General features: G+C 68.3%; 15 protein-coding genes. 5 read left to right on the top strand and 10 right to left on the bottom strand.

The genetic code is table 11. The annotated features are described in order from the left end of the window. The first annotated feature begins 1 nt into the window (after position 1). The 4 genes from sdhA to P5F91_RS17400 all read left to right on the top strand — a co-directional run bounded on the left by sdhA (position 2) and on the right by P5F91_RS17400 (position 8058). Positions 2-1789, top strand: coding sequence for a succinate dehydrogenase flavoprotein subunit (gene sdhA / locus P5F91_RS17385; protein WP_145611293.1), 1788 nt, complete (start codon positions 2-4; stop codon positions 1787-1789). Positions 1790-1815: 26 nt separating this feature from the next. Beyond that, positions 1816-2598: a succinate dehydrogenase iron-sulfur subunit gene (locus tag P5F91_RS17390; protein ID WP_145611292.1), complete on the top strand. Its 783-nt coding sequence runs from the start codon at positions 1816-1818 to the stop codon at positions 2596-2598. 109 nt (positions 2599-2707) lie between these two features. Continuing rightward, a complete protein-coding gene (locus P5F91_RS17395; RefSeq protein ID WP_145611291.1) occupies positions 2708-5380 on the top strand; it encodes a hypothetical protein in 2673 nt (890 codons plus the stop codon). Positions 5381-5388: 8 nt separating this feature from the next. After that, entirely contained in the window at positions 5389-8058 is a 2670-nt protein-coding gene (locus P5F91_RS17400) for a glycosyltransferase family protein (RefSeq protein ID WP_277907719.1), read from the top strand. On the opposite strand, the gene P5F91_RS17405 is transcribed toward P5F91_RS17400, so the two are convergent. Next, entirely contained in the window at positions 8042-8368 is a 327-nt protein-coding gene (locus P5F91_RS17405) for a hypothetical protein (RefSeq protein WP_145611289.1), read from the bottom strand. The two genes, P5F91_RS17400 and P5F91_RS17405, sit on opposite strands and share 17 nt — an antisense overlap. A gap of 264 nt (positions 8369-8632) precedes the next feature. Between P5F91_RS17405 and P5F91_RS17410 the strand changes: the two genes are divergently transcribed. Continuing rightward, positions 8633-11326 carry a hypothetical protein gene (locus P5F91_RS17410; RefSeq protein ID WP_277907721.1) on the top strand — a complete coding sequence of 898 codons (2694 nt, stop codon included), beginning with the start codon at positions 8633-8635 and terminating at the stop codon, positions 11324-11326. Here P5F91_RS17410 and P5F91_RS17415 read toward each other — a convergent pair. The 9 genes from P5F91_RS17415 to P5F91_RS17455 all read right to left on the bottom strand — a co-directional run bounded on the left by P5F91_RS17415 (position 11323) and on the right by P5F91_RS17455 (position 20522). Beyond that, entirely contained in the window at positions 11323-12342 is a 1020-nt protein-coding gene (locus P5F91_RS17415; protein WP_145611287.1) for a hypothetical protein, read from the bottom strand. The genes P5F91_RS17410 and P5F91_RS17415 overlap by 4 nt on opposite strands. A 2-nt stretch (positions 12343-12344) precedes the next feature. Further along, on the bottom strand, positions 12345-12917 hold the full coding sequence (locus P5F91_RS17420) for a septation protein A (RefSeq protein ID WP_145611286.1): 573 nt from the start codon (positions 12915-12917) through the stop codon (positions 12345-12347). Further along, positions 12917-14425, bottom strand: coding sequence for an AMP nucleosidase (locus P5F91_RS17425; RefSeq protein WP_145611285.1), 1509 nt, complete (start codon positions 14423-14425; stop codon positions 12917-12919). Before P5F91_RS17425 ends, P5F91_RS17420 begins: the two co-directional genes overlap by 1 nt. Before the next feature lie 198 nt (positions 14426-14623). Further along, positions 14624-15592 (bottom strand): catalase family peroxidase, encoded by a 969-nt coding sequence (locus P5F91_RS17430; RefSeq protein WP_211106962.1) that lies wholly within the window; start codon positions 15590-15592, stop codon positions 14624-14626. 49 nt (positions 15593-15641) lie between these two features. Continuing rightward, positions 15642-16826, bottom strand: coding sequence for a signal recognition particle-docking protein FtsY (gene ftsY, locus P5F91_RS17435; protein WP_422394477.1), 1185 nt, complete (start codon positions 16824-16826; stop codon positions 15642-15644). Continuing rightward, complete coding sequence (gene mtaB, locus P5F91_RS17440; RefSeq protein WP_246134433.1) at positions 16823-18151, bottom strand: tRNA (N(6)-L-threonylcarbamoyladenosine(37)-C(2))-methylthiotransferase MtaB; 1329 nt, start codon at positions 18149-18151, stop codon at positions 16823-16825. The genes ftsY and mtaB overlap by 4 nt, the downstream gene beginning before the upstream one ends. Continuing rightward, positions 18148-18993: a diaminopimelate epimerase gene (dapF, locus tag P5F91_RS17445; RefSeq protein ID WP_145611283.1), complete on the bottom strand. Its 846-nt coding sequence runs from the start codon at positions 18991-18993 to the stop codon at positions 18148-18150. The genes mtaB and dapF overlap by 4 nt, the downstream gene beginning before the upstream one ends. A gap of 88 nt (positions 18994-19081) precedes the next feature. After that, entirely contained in the window at positions 19082-19549 is a 468-nt protein-coding gene (locus P5F91_RS17450) for a GtrA family protein (RefSeq protein ID WP_145611282.1), read from the bottom strand. Positions 19550-19553: 4 nt separating this feature from the next. After that, positions 19554-20522: a glycosyltransferase family 2 protein gene (locus P5F91_RS17455; RefSeq protein ID WP_145611281.1), complete on the bottom strand. Its 969-nt coding sequence runs from the start codon at positions 20520-20522 to the stop codon at positions 19554-19556. Between the last annotated feature and the right edge of the window lie 9 nt (positions 20523-20531).

Here is a 20531-nt window from a genome sequence, read left to right on the forward strand (position 1 = left end):
CATGGCTAACGCCTATCCCATCATCGACCATCAGTACGACGTCGTCGTCGTGGGCGCCGGCGGCGCCGGCCTGCGCGCGACCTTCGGCATGGCCGAAAAGGGCCTGAAGACGGCCTGCATCACCAAGGTGTTCCCGACCCGCAGCCACACCGTGGCGGCCCAGGGCGGCATTTCCGCCGCCCTCGGCAACATGGGCGAGGACGACTGGCGCTACCACATGTACGACACCGTGAAGGGGTCGGACTGGCTGGGCGACCAGGACGCCATCGAGTACATGGTGCGTGAGGCCGTCCCGGCCATCATCGAGCTGGAACACTACGGCGTGCCCTTCTCGCGCACCCCGGAAGGCAAGATCTACCAGCGCGCCTTCGGCGGCATGACCACCCGCTACGGCGAGGGCCAGGCCCGGCGCACCTGCGCCGCCGCCGACCGCACCGGCCACGCCATCCTGCACACCCTGTATCAGCAGAGCCTGAAGCACGAAGCCGAATTCTTCGTGGAATACTTTGCGCTGGATCTGCTGATGGAAGACGGCGAGTGCAAGGGCGTCCTGGCCTGGAACCTGGACGACGGCACCATCCACCGCTTCCGCGGCCACCAGACGGTGCTGGCCACCGGCGGCTACGGCCGCGCCTACTTCAGCTGCACCTCGGCCCACACCTCAACCGGCGACGGCGGCGGCATGGTGCTGCGCGCAGGATTGCCCCTGCAGGATATGGAGTTCGTGCAGTTCCACCCCACAGGCATCTACGGCTCCGGCTGCCTGATCACCGAGGGTGTGCGCGGTGAGGGCGGTTACCTGACCAACAGCTCGGGCGAGCGCTTCATGGAGCGCTACGCCCCATCGGCCAAGGACCTGGCCAGCCGCGACGTGGTCAGCCGCTCCATGACCGTGGAAATCCGCGAGGGCCGCGGCGTGGGTGAGCACAAGGACCACATCCACCTGCACCTGGAGCATCTGGACCCGGCCATCATCCACGAGCGCCTGCCCGGCATCGCCGAGACCGCCAAGGTCTTCGCGAACGTGGACGTGACGCGCGAGCCCATCCCCGTGCTGCCGACCGTGCACTACAACATGGGCGGCATCCCCACCAACTACCACGGCGAGGTCATCAACCCGACGGCCGAGAACCCGGACCAAGTGGTCCCGGGCCTGATGGCCATCGGCGAGGCGGCCTGCGTGTCGGTGCACGGTGCCAACCGCCTGGGCTCCAACTCGCTGCTGGACCTGGTGGTGTTCGGCCGCGCCGCCGCCAACCGCGCCGCCGAGACGGTGAAGAAGGGTGCCGCGCACAAGACCCTGTCGCAGGACGTGACGGACAAGGCGCTGGCCCACCTGGACAAGGTGCGCAACGCCAAGGGCGGCACCCGCGTCGCCCACCTGCGCCTGGAAATGCAGAAGATCATGCAGAACAACTGCGCCGTCTTCCGCACCGGCGAGGTGCTGGAGGAAGGTGTCGAGCTGATGAAGGGCGTGTGGTCCAAGCGTGACGACATCGCCGTCAGCGACCGCTCGCTGATCTGGAACTCCGACCTGGTGGAAGCGCTGGAGCTGGACAACCTGATGCGCCAGGCCGTGGTCACCATCAACTCGGCGGCCAACCGCAAGGAAAGCCGCGGGGCGCACGCCCGCGAGGACTTCCCCGAGCGCGACGACCACGAGTGGATGAAGCACACCACGTCCTGGGTGGATGAGAAGGGCACCGTCACCCTCGGTGACCGCCCCGTCCACATGTACACCCTGACCGGTGACATTGACGTCATCCCGCCCAAGAAGCGCGTCTACTGACGCCTTAGCCGAACGGACCCGATGCCATGGCCGAGTTCTCCCTTCCCGCCAATTCCAAGGTTCACGCCGGCAAGACCACGTCGGTGAAGACGTCCGCCACCAAGCGGGCCAAGACCTTCCGCATCTATCGCTACGACCCGGACAAGGGCAGCAACCCCACCGAGGACCGCTACGAGATCGACCTCGACAAGTGCGGCCCCATGGTGCTGGACGCCCTGATCCACATTAAGAACGACATCGACAGCACGCTGACCTTCCGCCGGTCGTGCCGCGAGGGCATCTGCGGCTCTTGCGCCATGAATATCGACGGACGCAACACGCTGGCCTGCCTGAAGGCCATCGAGGACGTGAAGGGCGACGTCAAGATCTACCCGCTGCCGCACATGCCGGTGGTGAAGGATCTGGTGCCGGATCTGAACACGATCTACGCCCAGTACACCTCCATTAAGCCCTGGCTGCAGAGCCAGAGCCCGGCGCCGTCGCGTGAGCGGCTGCAGAGCCCGGAGGAGCGTGAGAAGCTGGACGGCCTCTATGAGTGCATCCTGTGCTTCTGCTGCTCCACCAGCTGCCCCAGCTATTGGTGGAACGGCGACAAGTACCTGGGCCCGGCCATCCTGCTGCAGGCCTACCGCTGGATCGCCGACAGCCGTGACGAGATGACCGGTGAGCGCCTGGACAACCTGGAAGATCCCTTCCGGCTGTACCGCTGCCACACCATCATGAACTGCACCCAGACCTGCCCCAAGGGCCTGAACCCGGCGAAGGCCATCGCCGAGATCAAGAAGCTGATGGTGGCCCGCGCCGCCTGACGCCGGTCCTCAACGCGCCGATGATTGCAAACGCCGCGACGGTACGCCCGTCGCGGCGTTTTGCTTTGGGCGGCGTCACTGGCACAGGCTGGTTGCAAAAGTGTCCGGCATGGCCGATGAGAAAGGATCAACCCGCCTCTCCACCGCCGAGATGGACGCCTTGCCCAACAGCCTGATGCAACGCCTGCCGCCACAGCCCACCGGTGCGGAAATCCCAGCACCTCTGTGGCGCTCCAGCGGCTTCCGGGCCATCACCCTGCTCATCCTCGCCCCCATCCTGGCCAAGCTCGGCCTGATCCTGGGCTGGCGCCCGGCGGACCCGCGCTTCGTCGAAGGCTGGCTGGCCAGCGGCGTCACGCGCGACGGGCTGTCCACGCTGGATCCCAACATCGCCTACACCAGCCATGCCCTGGGGCATCGCGCGGCGCTGGACTGGCTGTCCGGCCATATTCCCTGGTGGAACCCCTATTCCGGCATCGGCATGCCGCTGGCCGGCGACATGCAATCCGCCGCCCTGTTTCCGCCCACCCTGTTGCTGGCCCTGCCGAATGGCCAGTTGTATCTGCACATCAGCCTGCAGATCGCATCGGGCGTCTTCACCTGGCTGCTCATGCGGCGCCTGGGGGTCACAGCGCTGGGCGCCATCGTGGCCAGCCTGCTGTTCGAATTCAACGGCACTTTCGCCTGGCTGGCCAATGCCGTCATCAACCCCATCCCCTTCCTTCCCATGGTGTTGCTGGGAGTGGAGGAGGCGCGGGCCCGCGCGCTGGCCGGCCAGCCGGGCGGATGGGGATGGATCGCCGGCGGTCTGGCGCTGTCGCTTTACGCCGGCTTTCCCGAAGTCGCCTACTTCAACGGTCTGCTGATCGCCCTCTGGACCCTGGCACGGCTGGCAGGCCTGGGGGGCCGCTCCATGGCGTACATGGCGCGTATCGCCACCGGGACGGTGGCTGGCCTGCTGCTGGCCGCCCCCATCCTCATCGCTTTCGGGGAATATCTGGGCCACGGCTATCTGGGCAACCATGCCGCCGGCGTGTTTCGTCATTCGCATCTCGACATCCAGCGCCTGCTGACCCTGTTCCTGCCCTATGCCTTGGGCGACCTGGGCCATACCCCGGACGCGCAAGCCTTCATATTCTGGGGCGCCGTCGGCGGTTATACCGGCCTGGTCCTGGTGGTGGTGGCCGCGATGGCGGTCTGGCGCCCCTGGCTGCGCGGGTTGCGGCTGACGCTGGCCGGTTGGTGCGTGGTGGTGACGGGCGCGGTCTATGGCCAGCATGCGATGGTGGCCTTGCTTACCGCCATCCCGGCGGTCGGCGACGCGATGTTCTTCCGGTACTTCAACCCCTCGATCTCGTTCGCGCTGGCCGTGCTGGCCGGCCTGGCCTGCCATGACCTGGCGGAGCGGGCGGCGGAACGACGACCCGGGCTCGTATACTGGAGCGGCTTGGCCGCGGGAGTGGCTTGCTTGGCGGCGCCGCTTTGGCTGTCCCATCGGCTGTACATGAACGCCCCCTTCGTGCCCATCCTGGCCCGGTCGCTGATTTACGCCGTAGTGGCGCTGCTGGCTGTCCGCGAACTGGGCGGCGGTACCTTCAGCAACCGCACGCGGGCTTGGGTACTGGGCACCGCGGCCGTTGCCGAGGCGGTGGTCCTGTTCGTGCTGCCCCTGCGCAACTATCCCAAAAGCGGCCGGTTACAGACAGCCGGCGTAGAGTTCCTGCAGAACAACCTGGGCCTGCAGCGCTTCTACACCCTGGGGCCCATCCAGCCCAACTACAGCGCCTATTACGGTATCGCGGGCATCAACCACAACGACCTGCCGCTGCCCGCGGCCTGGGTGGACCACGTTTTCACCCATCTGGACAACAACACCATCGAATCGGCCTTCGACGGCCATGACCGCAAGGTGGCGGGGGGCCCCACTGCCCTGGAGAACCTGCGCGCTAATCTCGACGCCTATCGGGCCCTGGGCGTGAAATACCTGGTGGCGCCCACCGGCCAAAGCCCCTTCGACTGGAAACCGCCGGGCGTGGCCGTCAGCATGACCGAGGTCTTGCGCCTGGACGACGGCGGCAGCGCCAGCCTGATCCTGCCGCCTGACCCGTCCATGGCCGCCGACCGCGAGGTGCGGTCGGTCGGCGTCCTGGTGGCCACGTATGTGGGGCAGAGCAAGGGCACGCTGGCCGTGCGCTTCTGCGCCGCCGACCGCTGCGCGGAAGGACGCCGGGACCTGGCCACGGCGGCCGACAACCAGTACCTGTCCATTCCCTTGGACACGCCGGTGCCTTGGGCGGGCCCCATGACCATCACCTTCCGCAAGGTCGGGGGCGACTTCCCTGTGGGGCTGTGGACCACGCCGGCACCGGCACGGAATCCGCAAGTGACCTTGCGTTTCGCGTCCCCCGTGGCCGGCGATGAGGTCATGGACATCGTCGAGTTGCCCGGCGCCCGTCCCTATTTCACAGCCGAGGGATGCCGGCTGACGCCCGCCAGCCGTGAGAGGATGACAGCCGACTGCCCCGCCCCGGCCGCACTGACGCGCCTGGAACTGTTCATGCCGGGCTGGACGGCGACGGTGAACGGGACGCCCCAGGCGGTCGGCCAGGACGGCCCGCTGTTCCAGAAGGTCGACCTGCCCGCCGGCCGGTCGGACGTGCGCTTCCACTATCAGCCGCCCCACATGGGCTGGGGCTATGCCGCCTTCCTTGCCGGGCTTGGTTTGGCGGCAGCCAGCGCCCTGCCCTTCGCCCGTAACCGACGTTCCGTCGCGACACCCTGACGACAACGATGACATCAAATGCCGCCAGCAGCCGAAGGCCGCTGTTCCTTGTCCTCATCGCCCCCATCCTGGCCAAGCTGCACCTGATCCTGGGCTGGCGCCTGGCCGATGCCCGCTTTCTGGAAAGCGGCATCGCCGCCCGGGTGCTGCGCCGCAGCTTGTCCACGCTTGACCCCAACATCGCCTATACCAGCCAAGCCCTGGGCCACCGCGCGGCGCTGGACTGGCTGTCAGGCACCATTCCCTGGTGGAATCCCTATTCCGGCGTCGGCATGCCTCTGGCCGGCGACATGCAGTCCGCCGCCCTGTTCCCGCTCACGATGCTGCTGGCCCTGCCCAATGGGCAGCTCTACATGCACATCAGCCTGCAGGTCCTGGCCGGCCTCTTCACCTGGATTCTGCTGCGGCGGCTGGGCCTGGCGCCCATGGCATCCGCTGTGGCGGCCCTGCTGTTCGAGTTCAACGGCACATACGCCTGGCTGGGCAATGCCGTCGTCAATCCCATCTGCTTCCTGCCCATGACCCTGCTGGGCGTGGAAACCGTGCGGGCCCGCGTCCAGGCGGGCGGTCACGGCGGCTGGGCCTGGATCATCCTGGGTCTGGCGTTGTCGCTTTATGCCGGCTTCCCCGAGGTCGCCTATTTCAACGGCCTGCTGGTCGGCGTCTGGACGCTGGCACGGCTGGCGGACCTTTCCCGCCGGCAGCGGGCGGATTACCTTGCGCGGGTGGCGCTGGGCGCAATGGGCGGCCTGCTGGTGGCGGGGCCCATCCTGGTCGCCTTCCTGGGCTATCTGCCGGACGCCAACCTGGGCGATCACAGTAACGGCGGCTTCCGCCACGTGCACCTGTCCGCCGCCCGCCTGCTCACCCTGGTCCTGCCTTATGCCCTGGGCCGGCTGAGCGACCCCGGCACGGCCGAAAGCTTCGGCTTCTGGGGGGGAGTGGGCGGTTACGCCGGTGTGGGCCTGCTGGCCCTGGGCATGATCGGCGCCGTTGGCACCCACCTGCGTCCCCTGCGCCTGGCCTTGGCGGGGTGGGTCGCCATCGTCACCGGCGCCATGTATGGCCTGCCCGTGGTCAATACACTGGTGACCGCCATCCCCGGCGTCGGCTGGGCCATGTTCTTCCGCTATTTCGCCCCCTCGGTGGCCTTCGCCCTGGCCGTCCTGGCGGGACTGGCCTGCCAGGATCTGACGGAAGCGGCAAAGCCAACGCGCCGGCAAAGGCTGGGTTTCCTGACGGCACTGGCGTTCATCGCGCTGGCCGTGGGCCTCGCCACCCCCCTGCTGGCGCTGAAGCCCTACCGCTCGCCCTGGCTTTGGGGCTCGCTGGCGGTGGCCGCGATGGTCCTGGGGGGCATGGCGGCCGTTCTGCGCCACCCCACCTTGGGCAGCCATCGCCGCGCTCAGTGGCTGGGGTGCATGGCGGTGGCCGAGGCGGTGCTGCTGCTGCTGGTACCCACCGTATTTTATCCGAGTACCGGCGACCTCCGGGAGGGCGGCATCGCTTTCCTGCGAAGCCATCTGGGCCTGCAGCGCTTTTACACCTTGGGTCCCATCCAGCCCAACTACAGCGCCTATTACGGCATTGCCGGCATCAACCACAACAACCTGCCCCTGCCGGCCACCTGGGTGGACCATGTCGTTCAACAACTGGACGACAACACCTATCCGATCGCCTTCGATGGCCGGGACCGCCGCGCCGCCACAGGGCCCACCGCAGTGGAAAATCTGCGGCGCAACCCCGACGCCTATCGCGACATGGGCGTCCGCTACGTCGTTTCCATACCAGGCAAAGGCCCCTTCGACTGGGCTCCTCCCGGGATGGTCGACCTGAGCCAACGTCCGCTCGCCCTGGCCGACGGGGATACGGCGATCCTGACCCTGCCGGCGGGCGCCAGCCGGGTGCCCTTCGATGCCAGGCGCGGCCATGTATCCGCCGTGGGCCTGCATGTCAGTTCCCTGAAGAACGGCGCCGCCGACGGCCGCCTGACACTGCGCCTCTGTGCGGGTACGACATGCGCCGACGGCGGGTACGCATTATCGGATGTCGTTGGTGGCAGCTACATTCTGGTTCCGCTGTCTGGAACCGTTCCGCTGGCGAGTGACGCGCCCCTGACGCTGGCGATCAGCCGGGTGGGCGGACGCAAGCGTTTCGGCCTGGCCATGTGGACGGCGGGGACGGATACGGGGCGAACCCTTACCCTGAACGGCGGACCGATCACGGGCGTGGAACCCCATGTCGCCTTCGCCCTGGTCGCGGCCGAGCCAGCCGATGCCGAGCCTGCCGATGAAGGCGGCGGCCCCGTCTTCCGCGACGACGTGATGCAGATCGACGCGCTGCCCGCCCCCCGGCCGTACTTCGGTGCCGACGGCTGCCACTTGGCGCCGGTCAGCCGGGAACGGCTGGCGGCCGATTGCGCCGCCCCGGCCACACTGACCCGGCTGGAGCTGTTCATGCCGGGCTGGAGGGCCACCGTGAACGGCCAGGAACAGACCATGGCGGCCGACGGCCCGCTGTTCCAGAAGGTCAATCTGCCCGCCGGCCGGTCGGATGTCGTTTTTCGCTACACTCCGCCGCACATCGGGTGGGGCTACGGCGCCTTCGCCGCCGGCTTGGCCTTGACCGTGCTTGGCATGGGCCAAGGCCGGCGGCGAAACCTCAGCGATCCTCGCTGACCGAGATCAGGGCCGTGTCCTTGACGACGCAGCGCATGACATGGCGGCCGGCGGCGGCGGTGATGTCGCGGCGGGGCATCAGGGTGAAGGGCTGGACCACCGTCTGGCGGCCATCGGCATCGGTGGCCAACATGGGCAGGTCGAAGGCGATCTTGTAATAGTCGTCGTACACATGGTCGACCTCACGCCGGCAGACGGTGGTGGCCGTGCGCGGCATGTCGTAGTGGTGGCCGCTGTCGTCGGCGTTGATGACGCAGCCGCTCAAGGATAGGCAGCCGATGGCGGCGCCCAAGATCATCCGGTTACGCATGGCCCTATTCTCCCCTTATATGGCGATGGCGCGCGAGGGCGCGCCCGCCCTCTCTACAAGGACGGTGGGGAAGGACAAGGCGGCGAAACCAGGAGGTTACCCGAATTTACCGGGCGGTAACGCGGGGCCGCCCCACCGTAACGCAAGAGATTCAAACGGGAGGGATTCAATCCAGGGCGGTAGAGCCTTGCGGGACTTGAAATCCACGGACCATTGAGGGATCCAGTCCCAACATCTCCAGCCGCAGGACCGCCAATGCCCCAGATGCCCGCAGCCGCAGGCGCACCGCCGGACCGGAACAGCCGCAACGGCTTTCGCACGGCGTTCATCCTGGCGGTGCTGATGCCTGTGCTGGCCAAGCTGCACCAAATCCTGCATCTGCGCCTGGCCAACCCGGCCCTGATGAACAGCGACCTGGTCACCGGGCTGAACGCCGACGGGGTGTCGTCGCTGGACCCCAACGTCGGCTTCACCAGCCAGACGCTGGGGCATCGCGCGGCCCTGGACCTGCTGTCAGGCCACCTGCCCTGGTGGAACCCGTATGAAGGCGTGGGCATGCCGCTGGCCGGAGAGATGCAGTCGGCGGCGCTGTTCCCCCTGACGCCGCTGCTGGCCCTGCCGGACGGCCAGCTTTACATGCACATCGCGATGCAGATCATCGCCGGCATCTTCACCGTGCTGCTGATGCGCCGCTTGGGCACGGACGCCCTGGCCGCCGGCACCGCCGCCCTGCTGTTCGAATTCAACGGCACGTACGCCTGGCTGGCCAACGCCGTCATCAACCCCATCTGCTTCCTGCCCATGATCCTGCTGGGAGTGGAGGATGTCCGTCTGACTGTGATCGCCGGCCGCGAGGGGACGCGCCGGGGGGGATGGGGCTGGATCGGGCTGGGGGTCGCGCTGTCCCTGTACGCCGGCTTTCCGGAAATGGCCTACCTGGACGGGCTGCTGGCCGCCGCCTGGACCATGGCCCGCCTGCCCGGCCTGGAACGCCGCCAAGCCGCGATGTACCTGGCGCGCCTGGCGCTGGGCGTCGGGACCGGCGTCCTGCTGGCCGCCCCCATCCTGATCGCCTTCCTGGGATATCTGCCGCACGCTTTCGTGGGCGCCCATGGCGGCGAAGGCTATCGTTATGTCCGACTGGGTCAGGAACGCCTCATCACCCTACTGATGCCCTACCTCCATGGGCGGCTGACGGACGCTACCACCGCGGACGCCGGCGTCTTCTGGGGGCGGGCCGGGGGCTATATCGGCATGATGATGCCGGCCATGGCAGTGATGGGCCTGTGGGCGCGGCGGTGGCGCGGCCTGCGCCTGACCTTGGGCGCATGGTCGCTCTTCACCATCGCCACCCTCTACGGCGTGCCTGGCCTGACCCATCTGGTCACCGCCGTGCCCATGGTCACCAACAGCATCTTCACGCGCTACCTGCCGCCCTCTTTCGAATTCGCCCTGGCTGTCCTGGCCGGCTTGGCCTGCCACGACTTGGCCTCCCACGACTTGGCCCAGGCCGGCGATATGCGGCGATTGTGGGCCCGCCCGCTTTTTCGGAACGGGGCCGCCGCCCTGGCGCTGCTGGTGTTGGCCGCCGCCGTCCTGTCGTGGGGCCGCTTCAACGACGCCGCCGTCCTGACATGGTACCGGCTATCGATGGGCTGCGCCGCGGCCTTGGCGCTGGGTGTCTGCATCCTGGCATTCCCGCGTCTGGATGGCCGGCGCCAGGCCCTGGGCCTGGCGGCCTTCACCGTCGTGGAGGCCATCGCCCTGTTCCTGGTGCCGGCGGTGTGGACGGTCAGGGCCGGCACGCTGCAGCTGGGGGGCATCCACTTCCTGCGGCAGAATTTGGGATTGCAGCGCTTTTACACCCTGGGCCCGATACAGCCCAACTATGGGTCCTTTTACGGCGTCGCCAGCCTGAACCACGATGACCTGCCCCTGCCCGCCGCCTGGACGCGCTACGTTCACGACCATCTGGACGACAACACCACCGGTGTGACCTTCGGCCCCTATGGACACCTGGATCCCAGCCGGGGCAGCCAGGCGCAAAACCTGATGCGCAACCTGGACGCCTTCCGCGAGGTGGGTGTCAAATACGTGGTCGCCCCGCCGGGCATTTCGCCCTTCGGATGGGATGCCGGCCAGGACCCGAACGACCCTGGCCACCAGCCCCTGCGCCTGGACGACGGCACGCGGGTGACGCTGGAGGTGCCGGATTATCCGGCGGGGAATGAGGTGCATGACGTCAGCGTCATGCTGGGAACCTACGGCGACAAGAGCGACGGGGCTTTGCTGGTGACGGCGTGCCGGGGCGACGTCTGCGCCACCGGGCGAACCGACCTGGCCACCGCCCGTGACGGCCGCTATGCCCGCATCTCCCTGGACCATCCCCTGCTGCCCGGCAGCGCGCCGGTCACCCTGGAATGGCGCAAGTCCGGCGGCGCGGTGCCGGTGGTCATCTGGGCCATTCAAGGCCATGCCGGCCGGCCCCGCGCCCTGGCCCTGGACGGCGTACCCAAGCCGGGATGGGAAGCCGTCATCGGCCTGGGCTCACTCGTTCCGGCCTTCGTGGATGCGCCCGTCTATTCCGATGCCGTCATGGACATTTATGAGATGCGCCAGCCCCCGGCACCCTATTTCCAGGCTGACGGGTGCGCGATCGACGCCACCGTGCGCGTGCAGGCGGCCGTGGATTGTCCCGCGCCGGCAACGCTGACACGGCGGGAACTCTACCTGCCTGGATGGACAGCCACCGTCAACGGCCAGGACAGCCCCGTCCTGCGGCAGGGGGAACTGTTCCAGCGGGTCGCCCTGCCTGCGGGCCGGTCGGTGGTGGAGTTCCACTTCCGCCCGCCCTTCATGCCCCTGGGGTACGCGGCCTTCGCCGCCGGCTTGTTGCTGACGGCCCTGGGATGGCGGACATGGAGGGGGCGGGAAAAAGCGTCCCGCGCCGGCAGCTAGCAGGCGAAATCGCTGATCTTGCCATCGGCGTCCAGGTGGACCACGCACAGCCAGGTACCGCTGGCATACCGCGCCTCATAGACGTCGTGGCTGACGCGGGCGTCGGGCGCGTCCTTCTTGTTCAGCGCGCGCTCGATGCTGCCGATATAGCGCAGGCCCTGCAAGGCGCCCCGCCCCGCGGCGCGGTTCGGGCGGGCCAGCAGCTTGCTCAGGCGGGGCAGCAGGTTGGGGGTGTAGAGGCCAGGCGTCAGCTGGCCGCCATCCCAGTCGGCCAGGGCCTGGCGCAGGGCCGCCAGGCTGGGCGGGGCCGCGTCCGCCGGTGGTTCGAAATGCACGCCACGCGCCGGCACCTGCGCCGTCACCGGCAGGAAACCCACCAGCCGGCCGTTGGCCTGGCCGGTGAAGGATAATTGCTGGCCCGCCGTTCCCTCGACCTCGGCATCGACATGGAAGGCGATGCCACCCGCCAGGCTCCATGACAGGCTGAGGTGGCGCTCCTCCAGCTCCCCCTCCCCCACCGAGTCCAGCAGGGGGCAATAGGCCCGCAGGCGGCCACGCGTCTGCTCGAACCGGCAGATGTGGGTGTCGTTCTCATAGCGCTTGTAGAAAGCCGAATCGCCCAGGCCGAAGGTGGAGCGGGCGGTGATCTTCCAATAGCCGCTGACGTCCAAGGGCGTCACCACCACCTCCTGGATGCCGGTGTCCGGGGGCGGCGCGAACGGCCCGGCGGCCGTGGCCGGCGCAGGTTGGGCGGATCGTGACAGGGCGGCGGCCGGCCGCTTGCCCGTCGTCGCGGCGGATGGCGCGCCAGGGACCGGCGCCACGTCCGGCGCGACTTGGGGATCGGCCCCGTCGGCGCCGGGCTGGCGGGGGCCCTCCACCGGCGGCAGCACCACCCCATCGGCGGGGCCGCCCAGATGATGCAGGGCGGTGCCATGTTCCTGGGCGTTGTTGCTGGCGCAAGCCGCCAGGCCCAGCATCAGCGCCACCGCAAGTCCGCTGCGCCGCTTGCGCATCCTTACGCTCCGCCGCCCTGGCCGTCCGCACCGCCCCCGGCTTCCGGCACCTGATGCTTCAGGATCAGGGGCACCTGAGCCATGCTGAACAGCACGAACAGCGGAATGACGACGAAGGACTTATAGGCCACCCACTGGTCGGTGGTCAGAAAACGCCACGCCACCTCGTTGGCGCCGGCCAGCACCAGGAAAAAGGCCATCCAGCGCACGGTCAGGCGGCGCCAGCCGGCGGGATCCAGCTCCACGCCCACCAGCACCTGGGCCAGAAGGTTGCGGCGCAGGGCCACGCCCACGGCCAGGGCCAGGGCGAACAGCAGGTAGATGATGGTGGCCTTCACCTTGATGAAGGTCTCATCGTTCAGCCACAGGGTCAGGCCGCCAAACACCAGCACAAAGCCGCAGGTGACCAGCGGCATCAGCGGCCACTTGCCGTCCAGCTTGCGATAAATGGGCAGGGCCACCACCGCCGCCACCATGAAGGCGGCGGTGGCGACCATGATCCCACCCTTGGCGTTGGCCACGAAGAAGACGACCAACGGGCCCCATTCCAGAAGCAGACGGATCAGCTGGGACATTACTGGAACGCCGCCTCGACGAAGCTGCGCAGCTTGCGGCTGTGCAGGCGTTCCAGGCCGTTCTCCCGCATCAGCTCCATGGCGAGCATGCCGATGGCCAGGTGCTGGTCCACCCGGGCGCGGTAGAAGTGGTTGGCCATGCCGGGCAGCTTCAGCTCGCCATGCAGCGGCTTGTCCGACACGCACAGCAGGGTGCCATAGGGCACGCGGAAGCGGAAGCCGTTGGCGGCGATGGTGGCCGATTCCATATCCAGCGCGATGGCGCGGCTCTGGCTGAAGCGCTGCACCGGCTCGCGGTAGTCACGAAGTTCCCAGTTGCGGTTGTCGATGGTGGCCACTGTGCCGGTGCGCATGAGGCTCTTCAGCTCCCAGCCCTCCAGCCCGGTGACGTGGCCCACCGCCTTTTCCAGGGCCACCTGCACCTCGGCCAGGGGCGGCACGGGGATCCAGGTGGGCAGGTCGGCGTCCAGCACCTTGTCCTCGCGCACGTAGCCGTGGGCCAGGACGTAGTCGCCCAGGCGCTGCGTCTCACGCAGGCCGGCGCAGTGGCCCAGCATCAGCCAGACGTGGGGCCGCAGCACGGCGATATGGTCGGTGATCGTCTTGGCGTTGCTGGGGCCGACACCGATGTTGACGATGGTGATGCCGTTCCCGTCCGCCCGCTTCAGGTGATAGGCGGGCATCTGGGGCAGGCGCTTGACCCGCTCCCCCTCAGTGGCGCGGCCGGGTTCCACGGCCTGATTAAAAGTCACGTGGTCGCCGGGCTCGACGAAGGCCACGTATTGCGAGCGGTAGGCCTGCACCTCCGGATCGTCCGACGGCTGCATGGTCTCCAGCCCCCGGCGCACGAACTCGTCGATGTAGAACTGGTAGTTGGTGAACAGCACGTAGTTCTGGAAGTGGTCCGGCGCCGTGGCGGAATAGTGCTTCAGCCGGTGCAGGCTGTAGTCCACGCGCGGCCCGGTGAACAGGGCCAGCGGCTCAGGCGAGCCCGGCGGGCATTCATAGGTGCCGTTGACGATGCTGTCATCCATGACCGCCAAGTCGGGCAGGTCGAAGACCTCGCGCAGCTTGCGCAAATGTTCCGGCGGCAGGTCGCCTTCCACATGCATGCCTTCCGGGAAGGCGAACTGGATGGGGATGGGCATGTCGCTCACCCCCACCTCGATGCTGGTGGTGTGGTTGCGCAGCAGCTGCTGGAACTGGTGGCGGTAGTAGTGGGCGTAAAGGTCGGGCCGCGTCAGCGTGGTGCGGTAGGTGCCGGGACCGGAAACGAAGCCATAGGCCAGGCGGCTGTCCACCCGGGGCTCATGGTCCACCGTCACCTGCACGAACGGATAGAAGCGGCGCACCCGGCCGGTGAAACTCTCGCCCCTGGCATAATCCTGGAAGCGGGCCCGCAAATGCCCGACCGCATCATTGTACAGCGCCAGCACATGGGTGAAGGCAGCATCCGCGTCGGTGAAGGTGACGACCTTGTCAGCCTGCAGGGAAACCGGTGCGTTCAATCGGAAAACTCCTCTTTTATTCTGGGGTCCTTCCCGCCTGCGGCCGGATTGCCGTCGGCGGACCCCTTCGTCAGCAAAGTCTTTTAAAAATAGAAAAGCCGCACCGGGCTTTTCCCGTGTGCGGCTTCATCCTTCATAGTTGGTCAAGACCCAGGCCCCTGTCAAGCGCACCCTGATGACCGTTGTGCGGCGGAACACTCAGCCAGTCTCCCCCATGCGCCGGCGGAAAGAGGCGCCGTAGATGGGGGTGCGGGCATCGACCATGGGGTCGGCGGGCTCGATGCCGGCGGGCAGGCGGCCGGGCAGGAACAACAGGGTGCGCTGCTGGAAGTCCTGGTCGGACGCGACGCCAGTCAGGGTCAGCGTGCCCAGATCGACCTGCCGCCGCGTCTCCGGCCAGGCGACAGTGGCGTCATCGACCCTGTCGCCGGTCTCCGCCACCTGCAGCATCAGGCGGAAGCGCGCCGGGCCCTGGGCCAGGCGCCGCGCCATCTCCGCCGTCAGATAATCGGCCGGCCGGCCCGCCGCCTCGGCGGGAGTTAGCAGCGTCTGCCCCACCTCCGGCACCAGGCGGTAGCGGCCGAGGGTGGCCCGGCCCTGGGCGTTGGTGAAGCGGAAGGCGTTGACGGCGAAATAGCCCAGGGTGGCGTAGCTGGCGGGGATGGGCTTGGGCAACGCCTCGAAGGCACGGGCCCCCGGGTGGGACGCCAGGAAGGTCGGAAGGTCGTGCGCGGCCGCCGCCTGGACCATGGCCAGGAAATCAGCCGCCGTCGCTACCGGGAATCCGTTCACGGAATGGGCGACGATGTCGGTGTCGGTGCCGTCGGCCAGATGGAACTTCAGCGCCATTCCACGAGGGCTGGCCATGGCGTCGCCATCCGCCTGGGTGGGGATGCCGGCGAAGTTGGAGAAACGGATGGTGACGGGCGTCGGGCCCGCCTGGAAGTGCGGCGCCCGGCTGACGCCGGCGGCGGCCGGGGACGGGACGAAGGTCCCCTCCACCACCAGGCCCTTGGCGTGCACGGCGCGGGCACCTGGCTGATGGCCACCGAAGGCCTGGTCCAAAGCATCCAAGGTCGCCTTGGGATCGACGGGCTGGGCCATGGCCAGGGAAGAGATGGCGGCCATCAGGCCAGCCAGCGCCGCGCATCGCGTCAAACGCCGCATCCTTACCCCCCTCCCCCATGCCATCGTTGCGGCCGTTCAGACGCTCACCTCACCGGCCGTCTTCCAACCCCACCAGCGAGGCGGCGAAGGACTGGGCGTCGAAGGGGCGTAGGTCGTCGATGCCCTCGCCCACGCCGATGGCGTGGACCGGCAGGCCGAACTTCTGCGCCAGCGAAACCAGCACACCGCCGCGGGCGGAGCCGTCCAGCTTGGTCAGGATCAAGCCGTTGACCGACACCATCTCCTTGAACACCTCCACCTGCGAATGGGCGTTCTGGCCGGTGGTCGCGTCCAGGGTCAGCAGGGTGGTGTGGGGGGCGGTGGGATCCACCTTCTTGATGACGCGCACGATCTTGCGCAGCTCATCCATCAGGCCCTGCTTGTTCTGCAGGCGGCCGGCGGTGTCGATCAGCAGCACGTCGGCGCCGGCGGCCCGCGCCTTCTCCAGCGCCTCATAGGCCAGGCCGGCGGCGTCGGCCCCCGTCTCCTTGGCCACCACCGGGGCGCCGGTGCGTTCGCCCCAAATCTGCAGCTGGCTGACGGCGGCGGCGCGGAAGGTGTCGCCGGCGGCCAGCCACACGGTCTTGCCGGCGGCGCGCAGTTCCCGCGCGTACTTGCCGATGGTGGTGGTCTTGCCCGTGCCGTTCACGCCCACCACCAGCACCACATGGGGCTTGTGATTGCCGTCCAGCACCAGGGGCCGGGCCACGGGGGCCAGCACCTTGCCGATCTCATCCGCCAGGAAGCGCTTCACCTCATCGGGCGAGATCTCCTTGCCGAAACGGCTCTTGGCCAGATCGCCGGTGACGCGCGCGGCCATGGCGGGGCCCAGGTCCGCCTGGATCAGCAGCTCCTCCAGTTCCTCCAGCGTCTCATCATCCAGCTTGCGCTTGGTGAAGATGCCGCCGATGCCGTCGGTCAGCCGGCTGGTGGATTTGGAAAGGCCGCGCCGCAGGCGCGACAGCCAGCTGCCCGTGGGCGCCTCTTCCACCGGCGCCGCCGGGACGACATCCAGGACCAGGGCGGATCTCGGGGGCGTCACTGGCAGCGGGGGGGCCACGGGGGCCGGCACCGGCTCCAGCTCGGCGACCTCGGGCTGGGCTACCTCTGACAACGCCGGGGATTGTTCCGGTGGCGAAACAGGCTCGACGGCGACTGGAATTTCAGGCGTGGGGGGAACGACGGCCGGGGCTTCGGCGGCGGGCTTCTTACGCTTGATCCAATCGAACATCAGCAGCAACCCATCAGCATGTCGCCATCCAGCCCGGAAATCCGGGCGTCCACGAGCGTGCCCGGCGCGAAATCGCGATCCAGCCGCACCTCGGCGAATTGTTCCGTACGGCCGATACGGCCCTTTTCCACCAGCACCGTGACGGTGCGCCCCTGCTGGCTGGCCAGGTGCCGGCGCACCGCCGCCTCGCCCGCCGCACGCAGCTGGGCCGCCCGTTCCTTGCGCACCGCCTTGTCCACTTGGGGCATGCGGGCCGCCGGCGTACCGGGGCGCGGGCTGTAGGGGAAGACGTGCAGCCAAGTCAGGCCGCAATCGGCCACGGCGTCCAGGGTGTTCCGGAACATCTCATCGGTTTCCGTGGGGAAGCCGGCGATAAGGTCGGCGCCGAACACCATGTCGGGCCGCAGGTCGCGCGCGCGCTGGCAGAAGGCGACGGCATCGGCGCGGCTGTGCCGGCGCTTCATGCGCTTCAGCACCATGTCGTCGCCGGCCTGCAGGCTGACGTGCAGGTGGGGCATCAGGCGTGGCTCCTCGGCGATCAGGCGCCAGAGGTCGTCATCGATTTCCACCGGGTCCAGCGAGGACAGGCGCAGGCGCGGCAACTCCGGCACCAGGGCCAGCAGGCGGCGGATCATCTGCCCCAGGGTCGGGGCGCCCGGCAGGTCGGGGCCGTAGCTGGTGACGTCCACGCCGGTCAGCACCACCTCACGGTAGCCCTGGTCCACCAGGGTGCGCACCTGGGTCACGATCTCGCCCATGGGGACGGAGCGGGAATTGCCCCGGCCATAGGGGATGATGCAGAAGGTGCAGCGGTGGTCGCAGCCATTCTGCACCTGGATGAAGGCGCGGGCGCGGCCTTCCATGCCCTGGATCAGGTGGCTGGCGGTCTCGCGCACCGACATGATGTCGTTGACGATCACCCGCTCCGCCTGGCCGGTGCCGAAGCTGGTCCAGCTGTCGGCCTTCAGCTTCAAATCGTTGCCCAGAACCTGGTCGACCTCGGGCATGGCGGCGAAGGTGCCGGGGTTCACCTGGGCGGCGCAGCCGGTGACGACGATGCGGGTACCCGGGTTCTCCCGCCGGGCCTTGCGGATGGCCTGGCGGGCCTGCCGCTCGGCTTCCGACGTCACGGCGCAGGTGTTGAAGATCAGCACGGGGCCCAGGCCGGCGGCGCGCGCGTGGTCGCGCATCACCTCGGATTCATAGGCGTTCAGGCGGCAGCCGAAGGTGACGACCTGCGGCCCGCCGGCCTCGCCGGAGATCTCCGGACCGGAGCCTTCCTGGCGGTGCTCGTGCCCATGATCAGTGTCAGCGTGCTCGGCACTCATCGCGCGGCGCCCGCCAGCAGACTGTCATCAAGCGTCCCGCTGAAGGCCGTGGCCACCGGCCCGGTCATCAGCACGTGCCCGTCCTCGCGCCACTCGATGGTCAGCGCGCCGCCATCCATCACGATCTCGGCCTTGCGGCCCGTCAGGCCGCGGCGGGCGGCCGCCACCAGGGTGGCGCAAGCGCCGGAGCCGCAGGCCAGGGTGATGCCGGCGCCGCGTTCCCACACCCGCATGCGCACCTGGCCGGGTGTCACCACGGTCGCCACCTCGATATTGGCGCGCTCGGGGAAGGCGGTATGGTGTTCCAGCTGGGGACCCCACTGCGCCAGGTCCACAGCCTCCGCATCGTCCACGAAGAACACGGCGTGGGGGTTGCCCATGTTGACGGCGCAAGGGGCCGACAGCGGTCCGGCGGCCACCTCCAGCGACAGGGTGTCGGCCGGTTCAGCCAGCGGGATCTGCCGCCAGTCCAGGCGAGCGGGGCCCATGTCGACCGTCACCGTGCCATCGGCATGGTGGGTGGCGGGCAACAGGCCGCTGATGGTTTCCACCGTCAGGCTGTCCCGCCCAGCCCCCTCGGCCGCCACCAGCGAGGCGACGCAGCGCGTGGCGTTGCCGCAGGCGCCGGACTCGCTGCCATCCGGGTTCAGGATGCGCATGAAGACATCGGCGCCAGCCGACTGCGGCGGTTCCAGGATGATGATCTGGTCGCAGCCGACGCCGAAGCGGCGGTCGGCCAGGACGCGCGCCTGCGCGCCCGTCAAGGACAGGGGGGTGTGGCGGGCGTCCAGAACGACGAAGTCGTTGCCAAGCCCGTGCATCTTGAGAAACCGGCGCGCCATGATGCCCGGTTATATGGCGACGATCCGCCCCCTGTCCATGGGCGTGCCCGGCAATGCCGCCCCGCCCCCACCGCAGGTTGGGGAAAGACTATTTCCGGCCGAACACCAGCATCTTGGACAGGACGAAGTTGAAGCCCATGCCGGCCAGGGAGCCTGCACCCTTGGCGCCGTAGGGCCACAAGGTGGGCAGCCAGGGCAAGACGGCGACGGCGAAGGCAGGCGCGTCCAGCCAGACGATGAGGTTGTATGTCGCCAGGTTGACGACGCCGCCCACGGCGTTGGCCGCCAGGAACTTGGCCCACTGGCGGATCGCGCCCCGCCGGCTGGCGCCGGTGAAGGTGAACTGCCGGTTCATCCACCAGGTGAAGGTGGCGGCCACGAAGTAGGAGAAGAAGCCGGCGCTGTGCTTGTCCAAACCTAAGGGGTTCAGGGCCACCCACAGCGCCCCCATGTCCACGAACAGGCCGGCCACGCCGATGAGGGCGAAGGACATGACCTCCGCCTTCACGTGTTTCGGCTTGCCATCCGGCAGATCGCCCTTTGGCAGATCAGCCACGCCCTCAGCCCCGGCCCAGCGGGGCGAAATCCGGCGCCGGGATTTCCAAATAGCGCAGGCGCTTCATCTCGCGACGCCCGCGGGTGACCGTGTCCAGGATCAGGCCGCAGGTCAGCGACAGGAAGGCCAGGGTCATGAGGCCGGTGGCCAGCACCGCCGTGGGCAGGCGCGGGACCAGGCCCGTCTCCACGAAGGTGATGAAGATGGGAATGCCCAGGATGATCGACAGCAGCGCCAGCAGGATGGCGGCGACACCGAAGAACAGCATGGGCCGCTCTTCCTTCACCAGCTTGGTGATCATCCACAGGATGCGCATGCCATCCTTGTAGGTGGACAGCTTGCTGACCGACCCGGGGGGACGGTCCTTGTAGGGGGTCTCCACCTCCGCGATCGGCATGCGCAGTTCCAGCGCGTGCACCGTCAGCTCCGTCTCCGTCTCGAAGCCACCGGCCAGCGCCGGGAATGACTTCACGAAACGGCGGGAGAAGACGCGGTAGCCCGACAGCATGTCGTTGGTGCGCTTGCCGAAAATGAAGGTCACCAGGCCAGTCAGCAGCATGTTGCCGAAGCGGTGGCCGGGGCGGTAGGCAGCCTCGATCTCCGTTACGCGAGCGCCGTTCACCATGTCCAGCTGCTCGGTCACCAGCCGGTCGATCAGGGCCGGGGCGCTGGCGGCGTGGTAGGTATCGTCGCCATCGACCATGACGTACACATCCGCCTCGATGTCGGCGAACATGCGGCGCACCACGTTGCCCTTGCCCTGCAGCGGCTCGGTCCGGACGACGGCACCGGCGGCGCGCGCCACCTCCACGGTGCGATCCTTGGAATTGTTGTCGTAGACATAGACGACGGCATCGGGCAGGGCCGCCTTGAAGTCGGCGACCACCTTGGCGATGGCGGCTTCCTCGTTATAGCAGGGCACCAGCACGGCCACGGTGGGCTTGCCGGGCTGGAGGGCGGTGGTGTCGACCATCGCATGTAG

Origin of the sequence: Nitrospirillum amazonense, assembly GCF_029594735.1 — a bacterium.
GTDB classification, from domain to species: Bacteria; Pseudomonadota; Alphaproteobacteria; order Azospirillales; family Azospirillaceae; genus Nitrospirillum; species Nitrospirillum amazonense.

Coding starts and splice junctions, on each gene's coding strand:
- sdhA (WP_145611293.1), top strand. CDS start 2: ATGGCTAACGCCTATCCCATCATCGACCATCAGTACGACGTCGTCGTC.
- P5F91_RS17390 (WP_145611292.1), top strand. CDS start 1,816: ATGGCCGAGTTCTCCCTTCCCGCCAATTCCAAGGTTCACGCCGGCAAG.
- P5F91_RS17395 (WP_145611291.1), top strand. CDS start 2,708: ATGGCCGATGAGAAAGGATCAACCCGCCTCTCCACCGCCGAGATGGAC.
- P5F91_RS17400 (WP_277907719.1), top strand. CDS start 5,389: ATGACATCAAATGCCGCCAGCAGCCGAAGGCCGCTGTTCCTTGTCCTC.
- P5F91_RS17405 (WP_145611289.1), bottom strand. CDS start 8,368: ATGCGTAACCGGATGATCTTGGGCGCCGCCATCGGCTGCCTATCCTTG.
- P5F91_RS17410 (WP_277907721.1), top strand. CDS start 8,633: ATGCCCGCAGCCGCAGGCGCACCGCCGGACCGGAACAGCCGCAACGGC.
- P5F91_RS17415 (WP_145611287.1), bottom strand. CDS start 12,342: ATGCGCAAGCGGCGCAGCGGACTTGCGGTGGCGCTGATGCTGGGCCTG.
- P5F91_RS17420 (WP_145611286.1), bottom strand. CDS start 12,917: ATGTCCCAGCTGATCCGTCTGCTTCTGGAATGGGGCCCGTTGGTCGTC.
- P5F91_RS17430 (WP_211106962.1), bottom strand. CDS start 15,592: ATGCGGCGTTTGACGCGATGCGCGGCGCTGGCTGGCCTGATGGCCGCC.
- mtaB (WP_246134433.1), bottom strand. CDS start 18,151: ATGAGTGCCGAGCACGCTGACACTGATCATGGGCACGAGCACCGCCAG.
- dapF (WP_145611283.1), bottom strand. CDS start 18,993: ATGGCGCGCCGGTTTCTCAAGATGCACGGGCTTGGCAACGACTTCGTC.
- P5F91_RS17455 (WP_145611281.1), bottom strand. CDS start 20,522: ATGGTCGACACCACCGCCCTCCAGCCCGGCAAGCCCACCGTGGCCGTG.